Origin of the sequence: Hydrogenimonas sp. (genome assembly GCF_029933015.1) — a bacterium.
Taxonomy (GTDB): domain Bacteria; phylum Campylobacterota; class Campylobacteria; order Campylobacterales; family Hydrogenimonadaceae; genus Hydrogenimonas.
This window is the reverse complement of the sequence record NZ_JAOZOZ010000007.1, coordinates 1-25,828: the sequence shown is the minus strand read 5'-3', so window position 1 is coordinate 25,828 and position 25,828 is coordinate 1. Positions and strand designations below refer to the sequence as shown.

Sequence of the window (25,828 nt, the reverse complement as noted above, 5' to 3'; positions counted from 1 at the left end):
CCGTTCCCTGTGGCGGAAATTAAGCGGAATCGTTTGTTGGAGTTTTCCGATTGGTTTCATGATTTGTTGGCTACAATGCGGAAAAACTATTTCAGGAGTCAGAATGTTTCAGAAATACGCTCCGCTCGTTTTCGTCATACTCTTCGCGCTTTTCGTGGGCTGGATGATCTGGGGTATGGAGACGGCCGTTCCCCAGGGGAACTGGTAGGCTTCAGAGGGCCTGTAGGATCTTTTCGACCACTTCAGCCGGTCTGTCGGCTTTGTAGACGGGCCGGCCTACGACGATGATGTCGACCATCTCTCTTTTTGCCGTTTCTATATCCGCCACCCTTTTCTGATCGTCGCTCGCTTCGCCGAAGGGGCGGATGCCCGGTGTCAGAGTCAAAAAGCCGCGGTCGGTTTCGTGCTTGATCATCCTGCTTTCGTAGACACTGCAGACGACGCCGTCGAGGCCCGCCTGGTAGCTCTGCAGGGCGAACTGTTTCGCCTTCTCTTCGATATCCGCCCCGTAGATCTCCTTGAAAGTGTGGTAGTCGAACGATGTGAGGGCCGTGACGGCGAGGACGAGCGGCCTTTTTTCGAAGGGCTCGAGTCTCTGCATCACGGTCTGCATCGCCTTTTTGCCGGCGCTGGCGTGGATGTTGAACATATCCACGTCCATCTTCGCGATCTCCTCGGCGGCGTCGGCCATCGTGTTGGGAATGTCGTAGAGTTTCAGATCGAGAAAGATTCTGAAGCCGGGATTGATCGTTTTGAGATCCTCGAGAAACGGGCGTCCGTCGCGGATGAAGGTGCGAAAACCGACTTTGAGCCAGATATCGTGGTTTTTCAGCTTTTCGGCGAGGGCGAGATTCTCCTCTTTCGTCGGCAGGTCGAGAGCCACACAGAGTTGCATGGGTGGGTCCTTTTTGGGAAATTATACCCTATTTGCCGCCGTCGCCGTCGATCGGCTGGAGTTTGTAGCGAAGTTTGTGCAGGTCGTTTCCGACCGGTATCTTGAGCATGAAATCGGTTTTTCGTATGAAGTTCTCTTTGGGCAGCAGAATGACGAGAAATCCGACGGTGCTGCTGTTTGGCGGCAAAGCGGTGTTGTGGGGCAGCCGGACGAAGCAGAGATCCTTGCGGATATCGCTGTAGATCTGTGCGAGAGACTTTTCCGTCGGACGCAGTTTCGACCTGTTGCTCTCTTTGTCGCTGACGACGCCGTAGCGCAGGAGTTCCCGTTCGAAGAGTTTTGTGCCGAGTATCGGTTTGCTGTGGCCCGGCTGCTCGAAGTAGTGGCAGACCTCTTCGATCGGCAGCATCCGGATGATGTTTTTGGGATGGAAAAAAGAGATCTTTTCCCAGTCGAGGGGAACGGTCTTGTCCGTTTTGTTGGCGATGGCCAGAGCGATCAGCGCCTCTCTGTCGGCACGGATCGGGTTGTTGACCACCATCGCCGAGACGACGGTTTCGGGAAGTTCGGAGGTGAAAACCTGCATTCTGTCGACGTAAGCTGTGGACTGTGTTCCGACGGGCTGGGGAACGAGGACGGAGAAGTAGATCTTCTCTTTGGGCCGCTCCTGCTGAGAACAGCCTGTCAGAAACAGAAGCAGTGCCAGCAAAACGACCCGGGTTTTCATCCTCTCTCCTTTATCCTATGACGCAGGTCTGGATCTTCGCCACGATGCTCGGATCTTCCAGTGTCGAGATGTCCTGTTTGATCTCTTCCCCTTTGGCGATGGCGCGCAGGATGCGGCGCATCACCTTGCCCGAGCGTGTTTTGGGCAGGCCGGGAACGACTTTGATCGTGTCGGCTTTGGCGATATTGCCGATCTCTTTGGCGATCACTTCGTTGATCTCCTTGGCCAGCTCCGCCTCTTCGCCGAAGCTGTCCTCTACATCTTTGAGGACAATGTAGGCGAAGATGCTCTCGCCTTTGAGCTCGTCCGGTTTGCCCACCACGGCCACTTCGGCCACGTGGGGATGCTTCTTGATCGCCGCTTCGATCTCGGCGGTGCCCATGCGATGGCCCGAGACGTTGATGACGTCGTCGACACGGCCCGTGATGGTGATGTAGCCCTCTTCGTCGATCGTCGCGCCGTCACCGGAGAAGTAGACCGGTCTGCCATCTTTTTTGGCGTCGCCGAAGTAGCTTTTGACGAAGCGTTCGGGGTCGCCCCAGATGGTGCGGATCATGCTGGGCCAGGGGCGGGTGATGCAGAGCAGGCCCTGCTCGCCCGGGGCCACCGGCGTGCCGTCGGGTTCGATCACTTCGGCCATGATCCCCGGCAGCGGGAAGGTGGCGCAGGCGGGCTTGATGGGGGTCGCGCCCGGCAGCGGGCTGATCATGTGGCCGCCCGTTTCGGTCTGCCACCAGGTGTCGACGATGGCGCAGCGGCCGCCGCCGATCTTTTCGTAGTACCACTTCCAGGCCGGCGGATCGATCGGCTCGCCGACGGTGCCGAGCACTTTCAGGGAACTCAGGTCGTACTTTTCGGGCTCGTTCTCGCCCAGTTTGTGCAGCACGCGGATCGCCGTGGGAGCCGTGTAGAACTGGTTGATCTTGTACTCTTCGACCATCTTCCAGGCCCGCCCGGCGTCGGGATAGGTGGGAACCCCCTCGAACATCACCGTCGTCGCGCCCATCGCCAGCGGTCCGTAGACGATGTAGGTATGCCCCGTGATCCATCCGATGTCGGCGGTACACCAGTAGGTGTCGTTCTCCTTGACGTCGAAGACCCACTCCATCGTCATCTGGGCCCAGAGGATGTAGCCGGCCTGGGAGTGCTGGACCCCTTTGGGTTTGCCGGTGGAGCCGGAGGTGTAGAGCAGGAAGAGGGGATCTTCGCTATCCATCACCTCCGGCTCGCAGCGGTCGCTCTCCAGGTCGATCAGCTCGTTGTAGCTGTAGTCGCGCCCCTCGATCCAGACGACATCCTCCATGTTGCGCTGGACGACCAGGACCTTCTCGACACAGTCGCACCCCTCTTCGAGGGCTTCGTCGACGACCGGTTTGAGCATGTAGGGTTTGTCCTTGCGGAAGGCGCCATCGGCGGTGATGACCACTTTCGCCTCCGCGTCGATGATGCGGTCGCGCAGCGCTTCGGCGCTGAATCCGCCGAAGACGACCGAATGGATCGCTCCCAGTCTGGCACAGGCCAGCATCGCGTAGGCCGCTTCGGGGATCATCGGCATGTAGAGGACGACCCGGTCACCCTTTTTGACGCCGAAACGGTTTTTCAGCAGATTGGCGAAGCGGTTGACGTTCCGGTAGAGTTCGAGATAGGTGATGATCTGCTTGTCGCCGCGGTCCCCTTCGAAGATGATGGCCGCCTTGTTCTTTCGGACGTCGATATGGCGGTCGACACACTGGTGGCAGACGTTGAGCTTTCCGCCCACGAACCATTTGTAGAAAGGGGCGTCGCTCTCGTCCAGGACCGTATGGTAGGGCTCGATCCAGTCGATCTTCTCTTTTGCCCAGTGATCCCAGTACCCTTCGTAATCCTCTTTGGCCCAGGCCATCAGTTCGTTGTATTCACACATATTCTTGATACGCGCCTCTTTGGCGAACGCTCTGTTGGGATAATAGATTTCATTGTTTGTATGACTCATGCACACGTCTCCTTCGGTCGATTTTCGGTTATTGTGCCCTTTTTTGATCCTGCAAAAGCGTATATACGGCAATTAACTGATTATATAAAGTAATACCTAAAAGTTTCTTTGTCCGGTTTTGCGGAGTTTCGAGCCGATCGGCCGGGACGGGAGACCGCGCGGCCGTGCAGGATGGGAAAAATCGTAACAGTCCTGTCATCGGATCTTGTATCCGGCGTTGACCCTAAGGCTGATACCCAGATAGTAGACGAGCGTGACGAGACGTTTGAGATAGTAGACGCCGATTCCCTTGAACCGCCATCCGAAAAGTTCGGCGACGCCGTAACGGCCGCCCAGCGCGATGAAAAGGCCGTCCATCTTTCCCGCAAAGGGGTGTGTCTCCTCTCCCCTCAGCCGCCGTATCACGGTTCGTGCCACATGTTCGGCGCTTTTTTCCGCGATCTGGGCGGTGGGAGGAAGGGGGTTGCCTTCGGGGTCCCTGATGTCGGCTACGTCACCGATGGCGAAAACGTTTTCGTAGCCTTCGATGGTGAGATACGGCGTCACGGCCAGCTGGCCGGCGGAATTCTTTTCGAACGATTCGGGTACGAAATCGCTGATCGCCCGGATGCCGCCCGTAAAGACGATGAATGTATAGGGAAGCCGCTCTTTGGTTTTCAGATGCAGATGGGTCTCGTCCACCCTGTCGATGAAGGCGGAGGTTTTCAGAACCACGTTCAGATCGTGCAGACGTTTTCGTGCGCTTTCGATCACAAAAGGGTGCAGGCCCGGAAGGATCGTGTCGCAGGCGTCGACGAGGGTGATCTCTATCTCGCGGATATGGCGCCCCAGTGTCTTTTTGTAGCGTCTGAGCATATAGGCCATCTCGGCTGCCACCTCCACGCCCGAGAGCCCCGCGCCGGCTACGACGATGTGGATGGGTTCCGCATCCCCCTCCAGCTTCCTCTCCACCAGCTCCTGGAACCGGTGGCGGAAGCCGAAAGCCTTCTCCAGCCGTTTGACACCGTAGCTGTGCTCTCTGAGCCCTTCGATGAAAGAGGGGAAGTTGGTCCTGGCTCCGGTGGCGATGATAAGGGTGTCGTAGGGGATGGCAGACGTGTCGAGATGGACCAGTGATCCGTCGGGGTCGATACGTTCGACTTCTCCCCGGACGAAACGTACCGGTGGAGAGAACCCTCCGCACCAGCCCTCCAGATCGACCGCAAGTTCGTCGATGTCCTTCGTGCCGGCGATATAGCCGTAGACCTCCGTCTGCATGTAGTGATAGCCGTTTCTGTCGATCAGCGTGATTTCCGTATCCGGTGTTCCGACAAGCTTTTCGATGGCGCGAAGACCGCCGTATCCGCCACCGATGACCACGATCCTGTGCATGGGACTCCCTGACATTGTTTATGAAAAATTATAACCAAACGGCAGAGGGAATGGGAATTGCTTGAGAGTAGTGCACAGAAAAATGTATAAAAAATGTAAAAAAATAAATAAAAAAAGTATATATATGATAGTAAAACATATAAAAATACTTAAAAGTAGAAGATAAATGGAAATAAACAGCATATTAATGTGTATTACAGCTTCGGGAAGTATAATTTTGTGATGAAAGTCAGCGACATTTTCAACATTGTCCACAATGCCCTGGAAGCCAAAAACAACGGAAAAAAGATTTCGCAGAAGGCGATGGCGGAAGAGTTGGGTATTTCGATGCGGACCTATCAGGACTGGCGGACGGGGAAAGCGCAGCCGATCGCGGCACGCGCCTTGATGCAGATGCTCGGTGAACTGGACGATGACGAAATAGTACGTGTGGTAAAAAAAATAAAGGCGTTAAATGAGCAATCTGACGCAGAGTGAACGTGAGGGCCTCAACGAACTCTTCTGCCACCTGCAGGTGGCCAATCTTCCGCTCTACAAGCGGCTGTTGATCAGACTCAACCACTTCTTCGTTTTTCTAAAAACCCATCTTCCGTATTGAGCGACGTGGTATAATCCGCCCCGTAAATCTATCGATCAAGGATAATCAGATGTTTGGAAAAAAGTTGAAAACCTATGACTACGACCAGGAGACGCTGAAGAGTTTTCAGTATGCGAAGATCAAGACCAACAAAGGCGACATCTGGCTGAAACTCTATGTCGACGAGGTCCCCAATACCGTGGCCAATTTCGCCACACTGGCAAAAGAGGGCTTCTACGACAACCTGAAGTTTCACCGGGTCATCAAAGGGTTCATGGCGCAGGGCGGATGCCCTCATTCCAGGGAAGGAGCCTCGGGAATGCCGGGTACCGGCGGACCCGGATGGGCGATCGCCTGCGAGACCGACAAAAATACCCACAGACACGTCAAAGGGACCATTTCGATGGCCCATGCCGGCAAAGATACGGGAGGAAGCCAGTTTTTCATCTGTTTCGCGCCATGCCCCCATCTGGACGGGGTGCATACGGTCTTCGGAGGTATCGAAGAGGATGATGCCGACAGTATGCTGGTCCTCGACAGCATCGACCAGAACGATACGATCGAGACGATCGAAATTCACGAAACCAGAGAAAAATAGAACCTACAGGGGGTGCACTTCGATGCGGTTGCGCCCCTTCTCTTTCGCCGCGTAGAGCGCTTTGTCGGCGGCATGAAGCAGCTCCAGGCACTCTCCGCTCTTCTCGTCCGGCGTGACGGTGGCTATGCCTATACTCAGTGTGAACTTGATGTCGGTATAGGTGGCTTCGTTACGTTTGGCGATGCGCTGCATGATGTCGTTGGCGATTCCCACGGCCCCAAGCAGCGGCGTGTCAGGCAGCACGAAGATGAACTCCTCTCCCCCATAGCGTGCCACCATGTCCATCGGACGGCTGATACACGCTTTCAGAATCTGTGCCAGCTCCTTCAGGCACTGGTCTCCCGCCAGATGGCCGAAATTGTCGTTGATCCGTTTGAAAAAATCGATGTCGCACAACAGCAGCGATATCGGCATTCTTTCCCGTCGGGCCATTTTCCAGTAGTTGGCGAGGTTCTGGTCGAACATGCGCCGGTTGTGGAGGCCGGTGAGCGCGTCGGTGATGGAGAGCTGTTCGAGCATTTTGTTGGCGTATTTTAGGGCCTCTTCGGCCCTTGTCCTTTCGACCACCTCTCTTCGGAGCCGTTCGTTGGTCTCTTCGAGGATTCTCGTGCGCTCTTTGACCTTCGTTTCGAGTTTGAGGTTGAGCTCGTAGAGTTTGGAGGTGTAGTTTTCTATATTCTCGACCATGTCGACGACCGCGTTGTGGATGACGGCGATCTCGTCTTTGCTCTCCATCCTCTCTTTGATGAAGTTGTGTCGCTGGGGATCGTAGGATTTCAGTTCGTCCGCCAGCTTTTTCAGCGGCGATAGATAGGCTCTCAGCCACAGAAGCAGAATCAGGGCTATGATCATGGCGCCCGCGAAGAGAAGAATCGTGAAGATGCGGTAGCGCGTCAGAAGCATCTCGTATTTGGCGTTGGAGTAGAGCATCTCTATCTCGCCGATGTTCGAACCGTTCATTTGATTGTGCAGTTCGGTGCTGCGGAAGATCGGTTCGACTTCCAGGGAGGCTCGGGGCGATGCGTAGTCGAAACGTGTGCGTCCCTTCTCGTCCCGCACCGTCAGCTTCAGGATCATCGGATTCTGTTCGACGATCTTCATCAGATACTCCCGCATCGGATCGTCCATCTCCAGGTAGATGTCGATGGCGACGACGGGTGCGATGGAGTGGAGGATGAGCTCGCTCTTTTGGGTTTCGCTCTCTTTCGTGAATTCCCGCATCGAGTAGTAGTGGGAGTAGCTCACGAGACTCAGCAGAAGCAGAAAAGAGAGGGTGACGATGGCGATGATGCGTGTCGTCAGGGAAGATGTCCGTTTCACGAGCCGCCCCCTCTGTAGATTTTCGCCACCTGGAAAAGGAGAGGATCGAGCCGGAGTCTGTTTTGTTTGATGGCGTCGATGTTGACGAGGGGATAGACTCTTTTGCCTGCGTGCAATGAGACGATCGCGCCGTAATCGAGCATATTGCTGTCATAGGCGAAACTCAGCAGTTGCCTTTTTTTTGCGAAACCTATCGCCTTTTTTACCCGTTCGGCTCCGGTGTTGAGCAGAAGAAATGCGGAGACCTCTTCGCACTTCTCCGTTTGGCTGTAGGGTTTCGTGACGATACGGAGAGAATTTTTTCCGTTTTTTGGAAGATTGGCGAGGATCAACTCCCGTAGTTTGACGGCGGTGCGTCTGTCACCCTTTTCGTAGAGTATGCAGAGTATCGGAGAGGATGGCCCATTCTCTCGTTCCGTATGGTCGAGTATCATGATTTTGGGAACGATTTTGGCGTAGATCAGCAGCAGTGAATCGTTGTAGATATAGGCGTTTGTGGAGATGGCAAGGAGCCAGCACAGAAAGAGGAGCCGTTTGATCATAGGGGAAACTCGACCGTTACGAAAAATCTTCTGCCCGGCCTGATAATGCCGTCGTGCCTCTCGTAGTAGCTGCTGTCGCGAACCTCCTCGTCGAAGAGATTTTTGACGGTGGCGTAGCATTTCCATCCGGAGGGTGCGATGTAACTGTATGTGGCATCCACCGTGGTGTAGGAGGAGACGTCGTCCCGGCCGTAGTCGTGATAGGCTTTTTGGGGTCCCATGTACCGGACTCTGGCCGAAAGCGTCGTCGAGGCGTTGGGATTGTAGCGATAGAGGAGATAACCGCTCCAGTGGGCCACGCCCGGCATCGACTGGGCATACTGTTTCTCGGTGACGTACTCGGTGTCGTTGTAGGCACAGGCCGTTTTCAGGGTATGGACGGGCGAAGGTCTGTATCGGTAACCGAGTTCGAAACCTTTGCTCTCTCTGTTTTTGTAATTGTCGTATTCTGGTTCCTCCGATGCCCGTGCCGTGCCCGAAATCTCCCTGTTGTCGATGAGGTTGTCCACATTGGTATAGTAGAGATTGAGTTTCAGGAGGTGGCGCATCGAGGGGGTGAAGATCAGCGATCCCTCGATCGTGTCGGCTTCTTCCGCTTCGAGATCGGGGTTGCCGGTCCGAAGCCCTTCGAGATGGATCGTATGGAGTTCGACCCAGGAGGGTGCCCGGTAGGCGTGGCCGTATCCCCCCTTGACGGTCAGCGTGCTCCATGGGCGATAGAGCAGCGTGGCGTCGAGACTGTAATAGCCTTTGTGGATGTCGCTCAGATGGTCGTATCTGAGAGCGAAATGGCCGTCGACCTTTTCTCCCATCGAGACGGAATCGGTCAGATAGAAGGAGGAGAGGTAGCGCTTGAGATCCTTTCGGGTCAGTGTCGTGTCGATGGTGGCTCCCGTCGGAAGTTCGATATCCAGATCGTTGCTGTACTGACGGCTCGAAAAACCGTGCCATCCCATCCGTATGTCGTGATTTTCGATGCGCCTGGTATTGACCGACGCTTCCATCTGCATGCCGGCTTCGCTCTGTTTCAGATCCAGAGTATAGGGAAGGTATAAATCGTGTGTCACTCCGATATAGTTCTGCGCGTCGGCGTCGTATCTGAAATGGCTGTAGGCGAGTGAGAGTCTGAGCGACTCCATGGAGGAGAGATCATCTTCGTAGCTTCCCTGCAGATAGATGTGACGGGCCGTCATACCCCTTTTCGTGGATTGTTCGAGATACTCCTCCCATCCGAAATAGTTTCCCTGATGTTCCCGCTTGATGCGGCCTGTGATCTTCAGCTTTTTGTATCGGAGTGTCGCTCCTACCGAGAAATCTTTCAGCCACTCGCTCGACTCGGGATCTCTGGCGAGTGTGTTGGGAAGAGCGTAGTCATCGGCATCGAGCATGCGGTCGTGCTTCTTGTAGTACCCGTCGAGACTGAGCCGGGTTTCGTCACCCAGTGCGTAACTCTGCACCGTTGCGACCATCACTTCCGCGTAGCTGCCGCCGTGGACGAAAAGCGATCCTTCCGTTTTCTCCGATCCGCTTTTCGTGAAGAGTTTGATGACGCCGGTCAGGGCTCCGGAGGTCTCCAGTGCCGCCGCAGGACCGAGCACCACTTCGATTCTCTCGATCAGTTCGATCGGCAGGCTGAGGTAGTAGGAGGTGTTCTGAAAATCGACGGTATCGACGGTGTATCCGTCGATGACGAGTTTGAATTTGTCGAAGACGAAACTGTTGGGATTGTCGTAGCCGCGCATGACGACCTTTTTGATGCCGTTTTGCATGACGGATGTCTGAATGCCCGGGACGAGCGAGAGAGCGTCGAACAGATCCTGCACCCCCGCGGCACGCAACTCTTCGGATCTGAGAACGGTCGTGAACTCCGGGATTTCGTCGATATTGAGCCGCTCCTGGGTCGCGATGTCGCTCGCCTCTTCCAGCGCTTCGAGAAGGCCGTCACCCCATCCGGATCCGGCCGTACCGCTCTGTTGCGCTCCGGCAGCCGAAAGTGTCAGCAAAAAGATGGAAAGCAGGGCGATACGTCGAATGGACATCTGATTCCTTCACGTTCTCTCAGGATAGAATCGTTCTTTATAATAAATCGTCAAAAAAGAGAATGGTGTGAGTGCCCCTTCCCTCTGCGGTTATGCTAAAATAGATTCCATTATTCCAACGTCAGAGAGATGCAATGTACGGATTTTACAGAGTGGCAGCCGCCGTGCCGAAAGTACGTGTCGCGAAAGTCGATTTCAATGTCGATCACATCGTCGATCTGTGGAAGATCGCGGCGGAGCAGAACGCCGCTGTCGTCCTCTTTCCGGAGCTCTCCGTATCGAGCTACAGCTGCGGGGATCTTTTCTTTCAGCAGGCGCTGCACAGGAGTGTCGAAAAGGGCCTCGAAAAGCTCAGAAAAGCTTCCGAAACGTGCAGGACGGCAGGCATCGTCGGCGCGCCGGTGTGGCACGGAGGGCGGCTCTACAACTGTGCGGTGGTGATACAGGAGGGGCGGATACTCGGAGTGGTGCCGAAAATTTTCGTACCCGAGCACAAAGAGTACTACGAAAAGAGATGGTTCGTCAGCGGCGTCGGCATGAAAAACGAGACGGTGAAACTTCTGGGAGAGGAGGTGCCTTTCGGTGTCGATCTTCTTTTCTGCTACGAAGATCTCGTTTTCGGTGTCGAGATATGCGAGGATCTCTGGAGCGTCGTACCTCCGAGCTCCTGGCAGGCACTCGCCGGTGCTACGATCCTCTTCAATCTCTCCGCCAGCGACGAGATCGTCGGCAAGAGCGAATACCGGGCGTCACTGGTGAGTACCCAGAGCGCGCGCTGCATGGCCGGGTACGTCTACGCCTCCTGCGGCATGGGGGAGTCGACGACCGACGTGGTCTTCGGCGGAGACGCGATGATCGCCGAAAACGGCACCATGCTCGAACGGGGCGAGCGTTTTTGGGACGAGTCGCAGGTGATTTTCGCCGATATCGACGTGGAGAGGCTCGCAACGATGCGGGTGAGCGAGGGGAGCTTCGCCGACGGCGAGGTGCGGCCTTTTCGCAGGGTCGCTCTCTTCGAACCGCCCCGGATCGAGCAGCTCAACCGCTACGTCGATCCCCATCCTTTCGTGCCTTCGAAAAAGAGCGAGCGGGCGAAACGGTGCCGCGAAATCTTCGCGATCCAGGCGGCGGCGCTGCAGAAGAGGCTCGAACACATCGGCTCCCGCGTCTGCGTACTGGGCATCTCGGGGGGGCTCGACTCGACGCTGGCGCTGCTGGCGACCTACCGCACCTTCGAAATCATGCACAGGGACCCCAAAGATATCATCTGCGTCACGATGCCCGGGTTCGGAACGACCGGACGCACGCTCGAAAACGCCGTCAGACTCTGCGAAGGGCTCGGTGTGACGCTTCGGCATATCGACATCACGGATGCCTGTATGGAGCATTTCAAACAGATCGGACACGACCCCTCCGAGCATACGATCGTCTACGAGAACGTCCAGGCCAGGGAGCGGACGCAGATCCTGATGGACCTGGCCAACAAACTGGGCGGCATCGTCGTGGGAACGGGCGACCTGAGCGAGTCGGCCCTGGGGTGGAGTACCTACAACGGCGACCACATGTCCATGTACGCCATCAATGTGGGAATCCCCAAAACCCTCATCCGCTATCTCGTGGAGTGGACGACGGAGGTCTACCCGAAGATCTCGGACGTGCTGCACGATATCCTGGCCACACCGGTGAGTCCGGAGCTTCTGCCGCCCAAAGACGACGAGATCGCCCAGAAGACGGAAGAGATGGTGGGCCCCTACGAACTCCACGACTTTTTCCTCTACCATATGATCAAAAGCGGCGCCCGCCCGCGGAAGATCCTTTTTCTGGCCAAAACGGCTTTCAAGGGAAAATACGACGAAGAGATCATCCGGGGATGGCTCAAAGTGTTTCTGCGCCGCTTCTTCACCCAGCAGTTCAAGCGCAGCTGCATGCCCGACGGTCCGAAAGTGGGTACCATCGCCCTCTCGCCCCGGGGCGACTGGCGTATGCCCAGCGACGCCGATGTCGAAGAGTGGGTCAGGGATCTGGAAGAGGCGGCGGAGCGGTAGGTGCTGGTCCATATCTGCTGCAGTGTCGACAGCCACTACTTTCTGCAGAGGCTGAGGGAGGATTTTCCCGACGAGAAGCTGGTCGGTTTTTTCTACGATCCCAACATCCATCCCTACAGCGAATACCGTCTGCGTCTGCTGGATGTGCAGCGCAGCTGCGATATGCTGGGTGTGGAGCTGATCGAGGGTCCCTACGACATCGACGCCTGGATGGAGGCGGTGCGCGGTCACGAGCATGTCCCCGAAAAGGGGTCGCGCTGCAGCATCTGTTTCGACCGCCGTTTCGCCGTGAGCGCGAAAAAAGCGAGAGAGATCGGCGAGGAGCGGATGACCAGCACACTGCTGACCAGCCCCAAAAAGTCGATCGATCAGCTGCGTGAGGCAGGGGAGAGGATCGCGGCGGCGGAGGGTGTCTCTTTCGTGACGGTGGACTATCGTGTGGGCGGCGGTACGCAGCGTCAGCAGGAGGAGGCCAAAAGAGCGAAACTCTATCGTCAGGACTACTGCGGCTGCCTCTACGGTCTGACGATGCAGCGGCAGCAGCAGAACATGCCCGTCGACGAACTCTTTTCGCCAATTGACGGCCGGACGCTTCCTGGCTCGATCGAAGAGCGGATCGAAATGTACGAAAAGCGTCTGAAGATCGAGGCGCGGGGAGAGGCGTACAGGATCGTCCGCCAGAAGTTTCTCAACTACCGTCTGAAACTGGGATGGGTCAGAAGAAAAAAGGAGACGCTTGTAAGCCATATACTTCCCTTTTCGGTCATGAAACGGCGATATACCAACGGAAAGATCGAGTTCGAGCATGAAGGTCTGTGGTATTTCAACCGTGAAGAGATCCGCTTCATGACGCTGGAACGGTACAACCGGCTCGCGGGGAGCGATTACGAAGATGTGGCGGCACTCGTTTTCGATCCTCCGCCTTTCAAGAAGGAGCTCGAGATCAGAGAGCGCGTGGGGCTGGGACTCTGGGACCTTTCCCCTCTGATCGTACTGGAGGAGATTCCCGAAGGAAAGCTCGAAATCTTTATCGAAGGTGAACAGTATCGGGATGTCAGAGAAATATTAGTGTGCTTGTGATAAAATAAGAGAATTTTTATTTCGAGGTGATTTCAAAGATGATGGATGTTGTACAGATTCAGAAAATTCTTCCCCACAGGTACCCTTTTTTGCTGGTGGACCGTGTCATGGAGGTCAAAAACGGCGAATCGATCGAGGCCTACAAGAACGTCTCGATCAGTGAACCGGTCTTCGAGGGCCATTTTCCGGGGCATCCGATCTATCCGGGTGTCATGATCATCGAGGGTATGGCGCAGGCCGGAGGGATCCTGGCTTTCGAGAGTATGAGCGGAGAAGAGCAGGACGATACCGAAGACAAGGTGGTCTACTTCATGAGTATCGACAAATGCAAGTTCCGCCATCCGGTACGCCCCGGCGACAGGCTCGTCTACAAGCTGGATGTCCTGAAACACAAGGGTGCGATCTGGGTCCTCGAGGGCAAAGCCTACGTGGAGGACAAGCTCGTGGCGGAAGCCGAGCTCAAAGCGATGATCGTGGACAAATAATGGCGAAGATATCACCACTGGCCGTCATCGAGGATGGCGCGCAGCTCGGCGAGGATGTCGTCGTCGAGCCTTTTGCGTGGATTTCGTCGAAAGCGAAGATCGGTGACCGGACGACGATCGGCCAGGGCGCACGTATCGACGGCGATACGACGATCGGCAGCGACTGCCGCATCTTCTCCCATGCCGTCGTAGGCTCCATTCCGCAGGATCTGAAGTTTCACGGCGAAGATGTGCAGCTGATCATCGGCGATAGGAACACGATCCGGGAGTTTACGCTGATCAATCCGGGAACCGAAGGGGGCGGCGGCATCACGAAGATCGGCGACGACAACCTTTTCATGGGGTATGTCCACGTGGCCCACGACTGTATCATCGGCAACCGATGCATCTTCGCCAACGCCGCGACGCTGGCGGGGCATGTGGAAGTGGGCGACGGTGTGGTCGTCGGAGGCCTGACGCCGATCCATCAGTTCGTCAAGATCGGCGATCTTGCGATGATCGCGGGAGCCTCGGCACTGAGCCAGGACGTACCGCCCTACTGCCTGGCCGAAGGGAACCGCGCCGTTTTGCGCGGTCTCAATCTCACGGGACTTCGCCGTGCCCTTCCCAGAGAGGCGATCGACCCGATCCGCTCGGCCTACAAGGAGCTTTTCGAGCGGGGCAAACCGCTGAAGGAGACGGCCGAAAGGCTGCTCGATACGAGTGAAAGCGAAGAAGTGAAAAAAATGTGCCGTTTCATTCTGGAAACCAAACGCGGCATTCCATTCGAGAGGAAAATCAATGACCAATAGAAGTTGCAGTTTCTGTGGCGCACACGAGAGTGTGGAAAATCCGCTGCTGGCGGGAAACAATGTCTATATCTGTAAAAACTGTGTCGTATCCGCCTACAAGATTCTATTCGGCGAAGTCGAAGAGGAGGGCGAAGCGGTCGACAGAGAGCTTTTGACACCCAAAGAGCTCAAGGCGGCACTGGACCAGTACGTCATCGGACAGGAGCGTGCGAAGCGCATTCTCTCCGTCGCGGTCTACAACCACTACAAGAGGATCTTCAAACAGAAACTGCTCGAGGACGACGATACGGAGATCGCCAAATCGAACGTTCTTCTGATCGGACCCACGGGAAGCGGAAAGACGCTGATGGCCCAGTCCATCGCGAAATTCCTCGACGTGCCCATCGCCATCGCCGACGCCACGAGCCTGACGGAAGCGGGCTATGTGGGAGAGGATGTCGAAAACATTCTGACACGGCTGCTGCAGGCGGCCGACGGTGACGTCAAAAAGGCGGAGCAGGGGATCGTCTTCATCGACGAGGTGGACAAGATTTCGCGTCTGAGCGAAAACCGCTCCATCACCAGAGACGTCTCCGGCGAAGGGGTCCAGCAGGCGCTTTTGAAGATCATCGAAGGAAGCATCGTCAACATCCCGCCCAAAGGGGGAAGAAAACATCCCAATCAGGATTTCATCCAGATCGACACGTCGAACATCCTCTTCGTCTGCGGCGGTGCGTTCGACGGACTCGCCGACATCATCAAGCGCCGCCTGGGAGGCAACGTGCTGGGATTCAATCAGGAGAAGCGCTCCAAACAGGACGACGAAGCGGTACTCAGCTACGTGGAAGCCGACGACCTCGTCGCCTACGGGCTCATTCCCGAACTGATCGGCCGTCTGCACGTACTGGCCACCCTCAACGAGATCACGAAAGAGGATATGGTCCGCATCCTGACCGAGCCGAAAAACGCCCTGGTCAAACAGTACAGGAAACTTTTCGCCATCGACGATGTGGAGCTCACCTTCGAAAAGGCGGCCCTGGAAGCGATCGCCGAACTGGCGATCCAGCGCAAGACGGGCGCCCGCGGTCTGCGTTCGATCATCGAAGAGGTGATGGTCGACATCATGTACGACCTTCCGGAGTTCGAAGGCTACGAAATCGTCATTACCGAAGATGTGGTCAAAAACGGAGCCGAGCCGCTTCGTATCAAAAAAAGCAAAAAGAGCGCGTAAATGTTTCTCGACAAACTGATAGGTGTTTTTTCCAACGATATGGCCATCGACCTGGGGACCGCCAACACGCTGGTCCTGGTCAAAGGGGAGGGGATCATCATCAACGAGCCCTCCGTCGTGGCGATCCAGAGCGACAAGACGGGACACGAAAAGGTTCTGGCCGTCGGGCACGAGGCGAAGGAGATGGTGGGCAAGACACCGGGCAACATCCGGGCCGTCAGGCCGATGAAAGACGGCGTCATCGCCGATTTCGACATCACCGAGAAGATGATCCGCTATTTCATCGAAAAGGCGCACCATCGCAAGACTTTCATCCGTCCGAGGATCATCGTCTGTGTCCCTTTCGGCCTGACCCAGGTGGAGCGCAAAGCGGTACGCGAATCGGCGCTGAGTGCGGGCGCGCGTGAAGTCTTCCTGATCGAGGAGCCGATGGCCGCGGCGATCGGGGCGGGCCTGCCCGTCAAGGAACCCCACGGCAATCTGGTCGTCGATATCGGCGGCGGTACCACCGAGATCGGTGTCGTCTCTCTCGGCGGTCTGGTCATCTCCAAGTCGATCCGCACCGCCGGGGACAAGATCGACCAGGCGATCGCCGACTACGTCAAACGCAAATACAACCTTCTCATCGGCGACCGCGTCGCGGAGGAGATCAAGATCGAAGTGGGAAGCGCCCTGCCGCTTACGGAAGAGCGGACCATGACGATCAACGGCCGGGACCAGGTGAGCGGTCTGCTCAACTCCATCGAACTGACCAGCGAAGACGCCAGGGAGGCGATGAGAGAGCCGCTGCGCGAAATCGGCGAAGCGCTCAAGGACATTCTCGAGCAGACACCGCCCGATCTGGCCGGCGATATCGTGGAAAACGGTATCGTACTGACCGGAGGCGGCGCTCTGATCCGTATGCTGGACAAATATCTCTCCGATATCGTCAAACTCCCCGTCTACGTGGCGGAGGAGCCGCTGCTGGCCGTAGCGAAAGGAACCGGACGCGCACTGGAAGAGATCAATCTGCTCCAGCAACTCTCGTATGAATAGATTCTACGGAAAAGTTCCGTTCTTCATTCTGGCGGGAATCGTAGGGATTCTGATCCTCTACAGTCCCGCCATCCGAGACTTCTTCACCGCTTTCACATCCACCATCCAGACAGCCTATTTCGATCTGAGGAAAAGTATCGAAGAAGGAGTGCAACGCCATTGGATGCAGGCGGATACGATCGACACACTGAACAGAAAAGTCCAAAATCTCGAAAAAAATCTCATCCTGTGTCGAAGTGACATCCGAAAATATCAGGCGATGAAAGAGGCGCTCGATCCCAGACCCGATGTCAACGCGACGGTCGAAGCGGTGCGGGTCAAGGGATACGCGCTTCTGGGCAATTTCCAGCAGCTCTGGCTGGAGGATTTTCCCGACTACAATCCTCTGAAAAACTACGGGGTTATCAGGGGCGGTTTCGCCGTGGGGATCGTGGTCGAGGAGAAACGGCGTCCTCTTATGATTCTGGCGGGGGACAAAGCCTGTAATTTCGCCGTCTATATCGGAAAAAACAGGGCACCGGGCATCGCGATGGGAAAAGATCCGAAGCATATGGTGGTCAAATACATCCCCGAATGGATGCGGCTCGCTCCGGGCGACCGGGTTTTCACGAGCGGATTGGACAGAATCTTTCCCATCGGCATACCCGTCGGAAAGGTCCTTTCCATACGCAACATGCAGGGGTTCAAAAACGCCGAAATCCTTCTGTACGGCGATACGCTCCATCCCGACTACGTCTGGATCGTGGGGAGGCAGGAAACGGAGGGAACGGTTAAGGGTGAACGGGAAACTGTGAAGAGAAAACGGGAAACGGTAAAGAGTGAACGGTGAACGGATAGTTTGGCTGAAAACCTCCCTCATCAACAATAGACCATAAACTATCGACCATCGACCAACCACAAATTACCCCTTCTTAAGAGCTTTTTTTGTAAAATAAAAAAATTTCAATGAGGAGAGCCTCTTCATGCCAAAACGTGATGATATCCACACCATTCTGCTTATCGGCTCCGGCCCCATCGTCATCGGCCAGGCCTGCGAATTCGACTACTCCGGCACCCAGGCGGCCAAGACGCTCAAGGAGCTCGGATACCGTGTCGTACTGATCAACTCCAACCCCGCCACGATCATGACCGATCCCGAGTTCGCCGACCGTACCTACATCGAACCGATCTCCGAAGAGGTGATCGCCAGAATCATCGAAAAGGAGCGGGTCGACGCGATCCTGCCGACGATGGGTGGTCAGACGGCGCTCAACGTGGCGATGAGCATGCACGAAAAAGGGATGCTCGAAGGCATCGAGTTTCTGGGAGCCAACCCGGAGGCGATCAAAAAGGGCGAAGACCGCCAGGCCTTCAAGGAGGCGATGATCAAGATCGGGATGGATCTGCCCAAGAGCCAGTACGCCTACTCGATGGAGGAGGCGATGGACGCCGCCGAAAACATCGGTTTCCCTCTCATCATCCGCGCTTCCTACACCCTGGCCGGCGGCGGATCGGGCGTGGCCTACAATATCGACGAATTCAAGCAGCTGGCGGCGGCGGGTCTGGAGGCGAGCCCGATCAGCGAAATCCTGATCGAAGAGTCGCTGCTGGGGTGGAAAGAGTACGAGATGGAGGTGATCCGCGACAGAGCCGACAACTGTATCATCGTCTGCTCCATCGAAAACCTCGACCCGATGGGTGTGCATACCGGAGACTCCATCACCGTCGCGCCGGCTTTGACGCTCACCGACAAAGAGTACCAGCGCATGCGTGACGCCAGTTTCGCGATTCTGCGGGAGATCGGCGTCGATACCGGCGGAAGCAACGTGCAGTTTTCGGTCAATCCCGAAACGGGCCGCATGATCGTCATCGAGATGAACCCCCGCGTCTCCCGCTCTTCGGCGCTGGCTTCCAAAGCGACGGGATATCCGATCGCGAAGGTGGCGACGCTGCTGGCGGTGGGCTATACGCTGGACGAGATCAAAAACGACATCACCGGTACCCCGGCGAGTTTCGAGCCGGTCATCGACTACATCGTCACGAAGATTCCCCGCTTCACTTTCGAGAAGTTCCCGATGGCCGACAGTACGCTGACCACGTCGATGAAGTCGGTGGGCGAAGTGATGGCGATCGGCCGCACTTTCAAAGAGTCGGTGCAGAAGGCGCTCTGCTCTCTGGAGACCGGACTGACCGGATTCGATCCGCTTCAATGCGACCAGGAGACGCTCAAGCGGGAGATCCGTCGCCCCAACGAAAACCGGCTCCTTTACGTGGCGCAGGCTTTCAGAGAGGGCTTCAGTGTCGAAGAGGTCTTCGAACTGAGCAAAATAGACCCCTGGTTTCTTCGGCAGATCCGTGACATCGTCGAACTCGAAAAGAGGATCGACGTCGAAACGCTGCATGACGAAGCGACGCTTCGCCGTATCAAGGCGGACGGTTTCAGCGATGCGATGATCGCGAAGATCATCAACGAAAAAGAGGGGCTGGATCTGAGCGAAAACGACGTCCACGCCGCCAGAAAGAAGTTCGGCATCGATCTGGAATACCACGAAGTCGACACCTGTGCCGCGGAGTTCAAGGCGCTCACACCCTACCTCTACTCCTCGACGAACATCATGTCGGGCATCGGGAAACGGGAAACGGAAATCGGGAATCAGGCATCGGAGAACGGGAAGGTTCTCATCATCGGGGGCGGCCCCAACCGGATCGGCCAGGGGATCGAGTTCGACTACTGCTGTGTCCACGCGGCCTTCGCGCTGGCCGATATGGAGATGACCTCCATCATGTACAACTGCAACCCCGAAACGGTCTCCACCGACTACGACACCAGCGACATCCTCTACTTCGATCCGATCGATTTCGAGCATGTGCGAAACGTCATCGAGACGGAAAACCCCGACGGCATCATCGTCCACTTCGGCGGGCAGACGCCGCTGAAACTGGCCAAGAAGATCACCTCCATCGGCGGCAAGATCATCGGTACCAGCGCCAAGGTGATCGACGAAGCCGAAGACCGGGAGAAGTTCTCGGCCTTTATCCAGAAGCTTGGCCTCAAACAGCCCGAAAACGGCACGGCCTTCACGAAAGAGGAGGCTTTCGCCATCGCTTCGCGCATCGGCTATCCGGTACTGGTGCGTCCCAGCTACGTCCTTGGAGGCCGGGCGATGCGCACCGTCTACAACGAAGAGGAGCTGCGGGAGTACATGGACGAGGCGGTCAGCGTCTCCAACGAATCGCCGGTACTGATCGACAAGTTTCTCGACCACGCCATCGAGCTGGATGTCGACGCCATCAGCGACGGCAAGGAGGTCTATATCGGCTCGATCATGCAGCACATCGAAGAGGCGGGGATCCACTCCGGCGACAGCGCCTGTTCGCTACCGACGGTCAGCATCTCCGACAAGCTGGTCAAAGATGTGGAGAACCAGACCAAGGCGATCGCCCTGGGACTGGGCGTCAAGGGACTTCTGAATATCCAGTACGCCATCTTCCAGGACGAGGTCTATCTGATCGAAGTCAATCCCCGGGCAAGCCGTACGGTGCCGTTCGTCTCCAAGGCGACGGGCGTGCCGCTGGCGAAAGTGGCTACCAGGGTGATGGTCAAAGGCGATCTGCGCGAAGCGCTGAAATATTACGATACCTTCGGCGTCGTCACCGACGACGGCAACGTTCTCAAGCCTCAGCTCAGAGACCATGTCGCCGTCAAAGAGGCGGTCTTTCCTTTCAGCAAACTGACCGGCAGCGACCTGATTCTGGGCCCCGAAATGAAGTCCACCGGAGAAGTGATGGGGATCAGCCGTACCTTCGGCATCTCTTTCGCCAAAAGCCAGTTCGCTTCCAAAAACCGTATCCCCACCGAGGGTACGCTCTTCATGTCTCTGACCGACCACGACAAGGGAGAGGCGGCGGAGATCGGCCGACTCTTCAGAGAGCTCGGTTTCAGGATCGTCGCCACCTCCGGAACACACAAAGTGCTGGAGGAAGCGGGTGTCGAATCGGATGTCGTCCTCAAAATTTCCGAAGGGCGGCCCAACGTGGAGGACCTGCTGAAAAACAACGAGATCGACATGGTGGTCAACACCTCCGACAACAAGGCGAGCAAAGACGACGCCAGACGTATCCGGCAGGCGGTGCTTCGCTTCAATATCCCCTATTTCACGACGATCGCGGCGGCCAGAGCCACGGCGGCGGCGATTCGTGAGATTCAAAAAGACGAGGCTCTCGAGCCCAAGGCGCTGCAGGATTATCTGAGCGAGTGATGCGGCGCGATTTCGTCTATCTGGTCCAGACCGATACGACGGCGGGATTTCTCTCCTGTTCCGCCGACAGGCTCGCCGAAATCAAAGGGAGACCTCCCGAAAAACCTTTTCTGCGGGCGCTGAGCCGATTTGCCGATATTCGCCGGATGGGACGTGTGCCCCTGACACACCGAAGGTTCGTCAGACGCAGCCGCAAAACCTCTTTCATCCTTCCCAACGGAAACTCTTTTCGGGTCGTTCAGGATTCGCATCGCGAGTTCGTCGAAAAGTTCGGATGGTGTTTCACCACCTCCGCCAACCCCCACGGCAAGCCTTTCGACGAGACGTATGCGAAAAAAATGTGTGATGTTGTGGTAGAATCTAAAGAAGGGTTCTCCGACAGGATGCCGTCGCATATCTGGCAGCTTTATAGAACCGGAAAGGTGAAGAAACGATGATGGTCCGCCTCTTTACGATCATTTTTTTCGGCCTGCTCTTCTGGCTCGCCTTCGACTTTCTCTTCTATGCGGGTCTTTTCGTCAACTACATCGAAGCCCACACCATTCCCGTTTTCTACAACGAATTCTTTTCCGATTCCCAGTTCTGGTGGCTTTGGCCTCTGGGTATTCTGCTCTACGGTACCGTTTTTCTCGTCGAGAATAAGACGAAGGAGAAGGTCGCTTTCTATATTCTTTCGTTTCTGATCGCCTTCATTCCATGGATTCCAAGCTTCGGAGAGCAGATAGGCAGGGCGCTCTTTTCCAAAGAGCATGTCGACTATCAGTTCAGAAATGTCGTGATCAAAGACGCCACGATTCTCTACACCGGCAGAGGATACGACTACGTCATCGTGCCGGGTAAAAAGATCACTCTCAGATATCCTGTCACGAGGAGAGTGAAAAAATAGGTCCCAAGAGCCTATTTTTCCTGCTCGAGCATCGCTCTGTAGTCTTTTTCCACCGTTTTGATCATGTGCCGGTCGGGAACTTTTCTGCCCGCGATATAGCCTACGATATTGCCTTCCTTGTCGAATTTGGGTTTGATCCAGACGATGACCCAGTAGTATTTGCCGTCTTTGCGCATGTTTTTGACATACCCTTCCCACATTTCGCCCCGTTTGATCGTCTCCCACATCTTCGCGAAAGCGGCTTTCGGCATGTCGGGGTGGCGGTTGATGTTGTGGGGCGAGCCGACGAGCTCCTCTTTCGTATATCCGGTCATCTCCCGAAATTTTCGGTTGGCGTAGACGATGATGCCGGCGGTGTCGGTTTCGGTGATCATGACGCCGCCGTCGAAGAGTACCTCCTGATTGACCGGATCTGGCTTGGTGATGGATTGACCGGTTTTGATGTTTTTGATCGTTTTTCCCATACAATGAACCTTAGTCATGAAAGATTATTCAAATCATAGCAACCGGACTGTAAAATGTCAGGAAGCAATGGACGTTTATGACGTTTGAAATATCGGCGAATTTCCGGATTTTTTGAGGATGGAAAGTGGACAGCAATTATAAGATAACCGAATTGATACAGAAAAAAATCATTATCATCGACGGGGCGATGGGAACCCAGATCCAGAGCATGGAGATTCCCGACGAGGCGTGGGAAGGCAAAGAGGGGTGCAACGAGCTCCTCAACGCCACGGCACCCGATCTGATCCGGCGCATCCACGAGCGTTACGCGATGGCGGGGGCGGACCTGATCAAGAGCAACACTTTCGGCTCGATGGAGTGGGTGCTAGACGAGTACGGACTGGGAGAGAGGGCCTATGAACTGAGCAAAAAAGGGTGTGAACTGGTCAAATCGGTCTGCGAAGCGTACAGCACGCCCGACAAACCCCGCTTCTGTCTGGGGTCGATCGGCCCGGGGACGAAGCTTCCCTCCCTGGGGCACATCACCTACGACGAGATGTATGCCGGCTACAGAACGATGGCCGAGGGGATGATCGACGGGGGTGTGGACATCTTTTTGCTGGAGACCTGCCAGGATCCGCTTCAGATCAAAGCGGCGCTGCACGCCTGCACCGACGCCGCCGAAGAGAAAGGAGTGCAGATCCCCGTCATGGTTTCGGTCACGATCGAGCTGAGCGGCTCGATGCTCATCGGCACCGACGCGGCGACGATCGCCACGATCATGGAGCCCTTCGAGATCCTCTCTTTGGGGTTCAACTGCGGCACCGGCCCCGAGCAGGTCGAAAAGCATGTCAAGACCCTCAGCGAAGTGTGGCATAAACCCATTTCGGTCCACGCCAACGCGGGACTGCCCCAAAACCGCGGCGGCTACACCTACTACCCGATGGGACCCGAAGAGTTCGCCAGACTCCAGAAGGGTTTCACGAAGTACGACGGTGTCACCTTTCTGGGGGGCTGCTGCGGCACCACGCCCCAGCATATCAAAGCCCTGGCCGACGCCGTGGAGGGGATCGTGCCGAAAAAAGCGACGGGAAGCCATCCGACCTCCCTGGCGTCGCTTTTCAACAGTGTGACGCTGATGCAGGATCCGCCGCCGCTGCTGATCGGCGAGCGGGCCAACGCCACGGGATCGAAGGCGTTTCGGGAGCTTCTGCTGGCCGAAGACTACGAAGGGACCCTGACCGTGGGGCAGCAGCAGGTGCGGGCGGGCGCCCATGTGCTCGACGTCTCCGTCGGTTTCGCCGGAAGGGACGAGACGAAGGATATGCGGGAGGTGATGAGCCTCTACGCCCAGAAGATCCCCCTGCCGCTCATGCCCGACTCGACCCAGACCAAAGCGCTGGAGACGGCGCTCAAGTGCATCGGGGGCAAACCGATCATCAACTCGGTCAACCTCGAAGACGGGATCGAGAAGTTCGACGCGGTCTGTCGTCTGGCCCGGCGCTACGGCACCTCTCTGGTCTGTCTGACGATCGACGAAAAGGGGATGGCCAAGACGGTCGAACGGAAGCTCGAAGTGGCCGAGCGTATCTATGAACTGGCCACGAAAAAGCACGGCATGAAGCCCGAGGACCTGGTCTTCGACGTGCTGACCTTCACGGTGGGTTCGGGTGACGAGGAGTACAGGGACGCGGCGGTGCAGACGATCGAGGCGATCCGTGAGCTCAGGCGCCGTCATCCGGAAGTGGGGACGACCCTGGGGCTTTCGAACATCTCCTTCGGCCTCGACAAGGATGCCCGACCCTATCTCAACTCGGTCTTTCTGCACCACTGTCTGGAAGCGGGGCTCACCTCGGTGATCATCAACGTCAAACATATCATCCCGATGAACAAGATCAGCGAAGAGGACAGGAAAGTGTGCGAGGATCTGCTCTTCGACCGGCGGGAGGAGGGGGATCCGCTCTTTCGCTTCATCGAGCACTTCAGCAAGAAGGAGGCGGTGGACCAGGGGGCCGAGGACGAAGCCTATCTGAAGATGAGCGACGAGGAGAAGATCCACAAACTGCTGCTCGACGGGGACAAGGAGCGGATGATACCGCTGGTGGAGGAGGTACGCCACCGTATCCCTCCCGAAAAGATCGTCAACGAGATTCTGATCGACGCGATGAAAGTGGTGGGTGAGCTTTTCGGCAGCGGCCAGATGCAGCTGCCCTTCGTGCTCCAGAGTGCCGAGACGATGAAGGCGGCGGTGGATCATCTGCAGCCCTATCTGCCAAAAAAGGAGAAGGCGAGCGACACGACGCTGGTGCTGGGGACCGTCAAAGGCGACGTACACGACGTCGGAAAGAACCTGGTCGACATCATCCTCTCCAACAACGGCTTCAAGGTGATCAACCTGGGCATCAAGGTGGAGATCGAGGAGTTCTTCAAAGCGGCAGAAGAGCACAAGGCCGACGCCATCGGTTTTTCGGGCCTGCTGGTCAAATCGACCCAGGTGATGAAAGAGAATCTGGAAGTGATGAAGCAAAAGGGGCTCGACATTCCGGTGCTGATGGGAGGCGCGGCGCTGACCAAAGGGTTCGTCGACGATTACTGCCGCCCCATCTACGACGGGCCGATCTTCTACTGCAGGGACGCCTTCGACGGCGTCGTGGCGATGGGGCGCATCGAGGAGGGCAACTTCGACACCCGCCTGGCGGGGGATATGAACGATGAGGAGGAGACGGTCGTCGTCAAAGAGAAAAAAGAGGTGGTCATCCCTCCTTTCGAGGAGATCCCGATGCCTTCGCGTGACGTGCGCATCCCCATTCCCCCTTTCTGGGGACGGCGCGTCATGACGAAAGCCGATTTCGACCCCGCCATCGCCTTCGAGTGGCTCAACCACCGGATGCTCTTCAAGCAGCGGTGGGGCTACCGCAGCAAGGGAATGACCAAAGAGGCCTACGAAAAGCAACTCGAGGAGGTGGTCTGGCCCGCCTACGAGCGATTGAAACGGCAATTTCTGGAAGAGGGGCTCTTCGATCCGACGATCATCTACGGCTACTACCCCTGCCGCAGTGACGACACGACACTGCTGATCTTCGACGAGAGCGAAGGGTGGCACCGCGATGAAGACGCCGACAGGGAGCCTCTGGAGTACGTGATGGGGCGGGCCAAGGAGCAGATGACCTTTCCCAGACAGCACAAAAAGCCGTGGCGATGCCTGGCCGACTACTTCCATCGCGACCGCCACGACGTGGTGGCTTTCACGACCGTCAGCGCCGGAAGCCGCATCAGCGAGTACGAGCGAAAACTCTACGACGAAGGGAAGTTTCACGAATACTACCTGGTCCACGGCCTCGGCGTGGAGCTGGCCGAAGCCCTGGCGGAGGTGGCACACAAGCAGATCCGTCTCGATCTGGGCATCGCCGAAAACGAGGGCCACACGCTGCGGGACGTCAAGATGCGGGGTTACCGGGGTGCGCGCTACTCACCCGGATACCCCGCCTGCCCGGACCTGGAGCTCAACGGCCCCATTTTCAGGCTTCTGAAGCCGGAGGATTACGGCATTAAGCTGAGCGAAACGTGGCAGAT

At 56.6% G+C, this 25,828-nt stretch carries 22 protein-coding genes; 14 read left to right on the top strand and 8 right to left on the bottom strand.

Features of this window, described 5'->3' with window-relative positions; all coding sequences use genetic code 11:
- Nucleotides 1-211: 211 nt before the first annotated feature.
- From pyrF to Q1K23_RS01245, 4 genes are all read right to left on the bottom strand, one after another.
- A complete protein-coding gene (pyrF, locus tag Q1K23_RS01260; RefSeq protein ID WP_300361403.1) occupies nucleotides 212-895 on the bottom strand; it encodes an orotidine-5'-phosphate decarboxylase in 684 nt (227 codons plus the stop codon).
- A gap of 28 nt (nucleotides 896-923) precedes the next feature.
- On the bottom strand, nucleotides 924-1,622 hold the full coding sequence (locus Q1K23_RS01255; protein WP_300361400.1) for a hypothetical protein: 699 nt from the start codon (nucleotides 1,620-1,622) through the stop codon (nucleotides 924-926).
- A 10-nt stretch (nucleotides 1,623-1,632) separates the two neighbouring features.
- Nucleotides 1,633-3,594 (bottom strand): acetate--CoA ligase, encoded by a 1,962-nt coding sequence (gene acs, locus Q1K23_RS01250; protein ID WP_300361397.1) that lies wholly within the window; start codon nucleotides 3,592-3,594, stop codon nucleotides 1,633-1,635.
- Between the two features lie 195 nt (nucleotides 3,595-3,789).
- Nucleotides 3,790-4,965, bottom strand: coding sequence for an FAD-dependent oxidoreductase (locus Q1K23_RS01245; RefSeq protein ID WP_300361394.1), 1,176 nt, complete (start codon nucleotides 4,963-4,965; stop codon nucleotides 3,790-3,792).
- Nucleotides 4,966-5,187: 222 nt separating this feature from the next.
- On the opposite strand from Q1K23_RS01245, the gene Q1K23_RS01240 reads away from it, so the two are divergent.
- From Q1K23_RS01240 to Q1K23_RS01230, 3 genes are read left to right on the top strand one after another with little or no spacing between them, the layout of a single operon-like run.
- Nucleotides 5,188-5,442, top strand: a complete 255-nt coding sequence (locus tag Q1K23_RS01240; RefSeq protein ID WP_300361391.1) for a helix-turn-helix transcriptional regulator — start codon at nucleotides 5,188-5,190, stop codon at nucleotides 5,440-5,442.
- Entirely contained in the window at nucleotides 5,420-5,563 is a 144-nt protein-coding gene (locus tag Q1K23_RS01235) for a hypothetical protein (RefSeq protein WP_300361388.1), read from the top strand. The genes Q1K23_RS01240 and Q1K23_RS01235 overlap by 23 nt, the downstream gene beginning before the upstream one ends.
- A gap of 49 nt (nucleotides 5,564-5,612) precedes the next feature.
- On the top strand, nucleotides 5,613-6,140 hold the full coding sequence (locus Q1K23_RS01230; RefSeq protein WP_300361385.1) for a peptidylprolyl isomerase: 528 nt from the start codon (nucleotides 5,613-5,615) through the stop codon (nucleotides 6,138-6,140).
- Nucleotides 6,141-6,143: 3 nt separating this feature from the next.
- Here Q1K23_RS01230 and Q1K23_RS01225 read toward each other — a convergent pair whose 3' ends face one another.
- Genes Q1K23_RS01225 through Q1K23_RS01215 form a run of 3 tightly spaced genes read right to left on the bottom strand, consistent with a single transcriptional unit; the run spans nucleotide 6,144 to nucleotide 10,041 of the window.
- A complete protein-coding gene (locus Q1K23_RS01225; RefSeq protein ID WP_300361382.1) occupies nucleotides 6,144-7,460 on the bottom strand; it encodes a sensor domain-containing diguanylate cyclase in 1,317 nt (438 codons plus the stop codon).
- Entirely contained in the window at nucleotides 7,457-8,002 is a 546-nt protein-coding gene (locus Q1K23_RS01220; protein WP_300361379.1) for a YfiR/HmsC family protein, read from the bottom strand. The genes Q1K23_RS01225 and Q1K23_RS01220 overlap by 4 nt, the downstream gene beginning before the upstream one ends.
- The gene (locus Q1K23_RS01215) at nucleotides 7,999-10,041 is read right to left on the bottom strand and encodes a TonB-dependent receptor (protein ID WP_300361376.1); all 2,043 of its coding nucleotides are present in this window, start codon (nucleotides 10,039-10,041) and stop codon (nucleotides 7,999-8,001) included. Before Q1K23_RS01215 ends, Q1K23_RS01220 begins: the two co-directional genes overlap by 4 nt.
- 134 nt (nucleotides 10,042-10,175) lie before the next feature.
- On the opposite strand from Q1K23_RS01215, the gene Q1K23_RS01210 reads away from it, so the two are divergent.
- From Q1K23_RS01210 to Q1K23_RS01165, 10 genes are all read left to right on the top strand, one after another.
- On the top strand, nucleotides 10,176-12,086 hold the full coding sequence (locus Q1K23_RS01210) for an NAD(+) synthase (protein WP_300361374.1): 1,911 nt from the start codon (nucleotides 10,176-10,178) through the stop codon (nucleotides 12,084-12,086).
- Entirely contained in the window at nucleotides 12,087-13,166 is a 1,080-nt protein-coding gene (locus Q1K23_RS01205) for an epoxyqueuosine reductase QueH (protein ID WP_300361371.1), read from the top strand.
- A 38-nt stretch (nucleotides 13,167-13,204) separates the two neighbouring features.
- Nucleotides 13,205-13,651 (top strand): 3-hydroxyacyl-ACP dehydratase FabZ, encoded by a 447-nt coding sequence (fabZ, locus tag Q1K23_RS01200; protein WP_300361368.1) that lies wholly within the window; start codon nucleotides 13,205-13,207, stop codon nucleotides 13,649-13,651.
- Entirely contained in the window at nucleotides 13,651-14,442 is a 792-nt protein-coding gene (lpxA, locus tag Q1K23_RS01195; protein ID WP_300361366.1) for an acyl-ACP--UDP-N-acetylglucosamine O-acyltransferase, read from the top strand. The genes fabZ and lpxA overlap by 1 nt, the downstream gene beginning before the upstream one ends.
- On the top strand, nucleotides 14,432-15,652 hold the full coding sequence (gene clpX, locus Q1K23_RS01190; RefSeq protein ID WP_300361364.1) for an ATP-dependent Clp protease ATP-binding subunit ClpX: 1,221 nt from the start codon (nucleotides 14,432-14,434) through the stop codon (nucleotides 15,650-15,652). The genes lpxA and clpX overlap by 11 nt, the downstream gene beginning before the upstream one ends.
- Nucleotides 15,653-16,687 carry a rod shape-determining protein gene (locus Q1K23_RS01185; RefSeq protein ID WP_300361361.1) on the top strand — a complete coding sequence of 345 codons (1,035 nt, stop codon included), beginning with the start codon at nucleotides 15,653-15,655 and terminating at the stop codon, nucleotides 16,685-16,687. It begins immediately after the preceding gene.
- A complete protein-coding gene (gene mreC, locus Q1K23_RS01180; protein ID WP_300361359.1) occupies nucleotides 16,680-17,516 on the top strand; it encodes a rod shape-determining protein MreC in 837 nt (278 codons plus the stop codon). Before Q1K23_RS01185 ends, mreC begins: the two co-directional genes overlap by 8 nt.
- Nucleotides 17,517-17,649: 133 nt before the next feature.
- The gene (gene carB / locus Q1K23_RS01175; RefSeq protein WP_300361357.1) at nucleotides 17,650-20,925 is read left to right on the top strand and encodes a carbamoyl-phosphate synthase large subunit; all 3,276 of its coding nucleotides are present in this window, start codon (nucleotides 17,650-17,652) and stop codon (nucleotides 20,923-20,925) included.
- Complete coding sequence (locus Q1K23_RS01170; protein ID WP_300361355.1) at nucleotides 20,925-21,362, top strand: Sua5 YciO YrdC YwlC family protein; 438 nt, start codon at nucleotides 20,925-20,927, stop codon at nucleotides 21,360-21,362. The genes carB and Q1K23_RS01170 overlap by 1 nt, the downstream gene beginning before the upstream one ends.
- Complete coding sequence (locus tag Q1K23_RS01165; RefSeq protein ID WP_300361353.1) at nucleotides 21,359-21,811, top strand: hypothetical protein; 453 nt, start codon at nucleotides 21,359-21,361, stop codon at nucleotides 21,809-21,811. Before Q1K23_RS01170 ends, Q1K23_RS01165 begins: the two co-directional genes overlap by 4 nt.
- 11 nt (nucleotides 21,812-21,822) lie before the next feature.
- On the opposite strand, the gene Q1K23_RS01160 is transcribed toward Q1K23_RS01165, so the two are convergent.
- Nucleotides 21,823-22,275: a PAS domain-containing protein gene (locus tag Q1K23_RS01160; protein ID WP_300361352.1), complete on the bottom strand. Its 453-nt coding sequence runs from the start codon at nucleotides 22,273-22,275 to the stop codon at nucleotides 21,823-21,825.
- Between the two features lie 188 nt (nucleotides 22,276-22,463).
- Between Q1K23_RS01160 and metH the strand changes: the two genes are divergently transcribed.
- Nucleotides 22,464-25,828, top strand: a 3,365-nt coding sequence (gene metH, locus Q1K23_RS01155) for a methionine synthase (protein WP_300361406.1), incomplete at its 3' end; no start/stop codon positions are given.

Excerpts from the sequence above, each read along its gene's own strand:
- Q1K23_RS01235 (WP_300361388.1), top strand. The coding sequence starts at position 5,420 with ATGAGCAATCTGACGCAGAGTGAACGTGAGGGCCTCAACGAACTCTTC.
- Q1K23_RS01255 (WP_300361400.1), bottom strand. The coding sequence starts at position 1,622 with ATGAAAACCCGGGTCGTTTTGCTGGCACTGCTTCTGTTTCTGACAGGC.
- pyrF (WP_300361403.1), bottom strand. The coding sequence starts at position 895 with ATGCAACTCTGTGTGGCTCTCGACCTGCCGACGAAAGAGGAGAATCTC.
- Q1K23_RS01160 (WP_300361352.1), bottom strand. The coding sequence starts at position 22,275 with ATGGGAAAAACGATCAAAAACATCAAAACCGGTCAATCCATCACCAAG.
- Q1K23_RS01230 (WP_300361385.1), top strand. The coding sequence starts at position 5,613 with ATGTTTGGAAAAAAGTTGAAAACCTATGACTACGACCAGGAGACGCTG.
- Q1K23_RS01220 (WP_300361379.1), bottom strand. The coding sequence starts at position 8,002 with ATGATCAAACGGCTCCTCTTTCTGTGCTGGCTCCTTGCCATCTCCACA.
- fabZ (WP_300361368.1), top strand. The coding sequence starts at position 13,205 with ATGATGGATGTTGTACAGATTCAGAAAATTCTTCCCCACAGGTACCCT.
- clpX (WP_300361364.1), top strand. The coding sequence starts at position 14,432 with ATGACCAATAGAAGTTGCAGTTTCTGTGGCGCACACGAGAGTGTGGAA.
- Q1K23_RS01240 (WP_300361391.1), top strand. The coding sequence starts at position 5,188 with ATGAAAGTCAGCGACATTTTCAACATTGTCCACAATGCCCTGGAAGCC.
- Q1K23_RS01210 (WP_300361374.1), top strand. The coding sequence starts at position 10,176 with ATGTACGGATTTTACAGAGTGGCAGCCGCCGTGCCGAAAGTACGTGTC.
- lpxA (WP_300361366.1), top strand. The coding sequence starts at position 13,651 with ATGGCGAAGATATCACCACTGGCCGTCATCGAGGATGGCGCGCAGCTC.
- acs (WP_300361397.1), bottom strand. The coding sequence starts at position 3,594 with ATGAGTCATACAAACAATGAAATCTATTATCCCAACAGAGCGTTCGCC.
- carB (WP_300361357.1), top strand. The coding sequence starts at position 17,650 with ATGCCAAAACGTGATGATATCCACACCATTCTGCTTATCGGCTCCGGC.
- Q1K23_RS01245 (WP_300361394.1), bottom strand. The coding sequence starts at position 4,965 with ATGCACAGGATCGTGGTCATCGGTGGCGGATACGGCGGTCTTCGCGCC.
- Q1K23_RS01185 (WP_300361361.1), top strand. The coding sequence starts at position 15,653 with ATGTTTCTCGACAAACTGATAGGTGTTTTTTCCAACGATATGGCCATC.
- Q1K23_RS01215 (WP_300361376.1), bottom strand. The coding sequence starts at position 10,041 with ATGTCCATTCGACGTATCGCCCTGCTTTCCATCTTTTTGCTGACACTT.
- mreC (WP_300361359.1), top strand. The coding sequence starts at position 16,680 with ATGAATAGATTCTACGGAAAAGTTCCGTTCTTCATTCTGGCGGGAATC.
- Q1K23_RS01170 (WP_300361355.1), top strand. The coding sequence starts at position 20,925 with ATGCGGCGCGATTTCGTCTATCTGGTCCAGACCGATACGACGGCGGGA.
- Q1K23_RS01165 (WP_300361353.1), top strand. The coding sequence starts at position 21,359 with ATGATGGTCCGCCTCTTTACGATCATTTTTTTCGGCCTGCTCTTCTGG.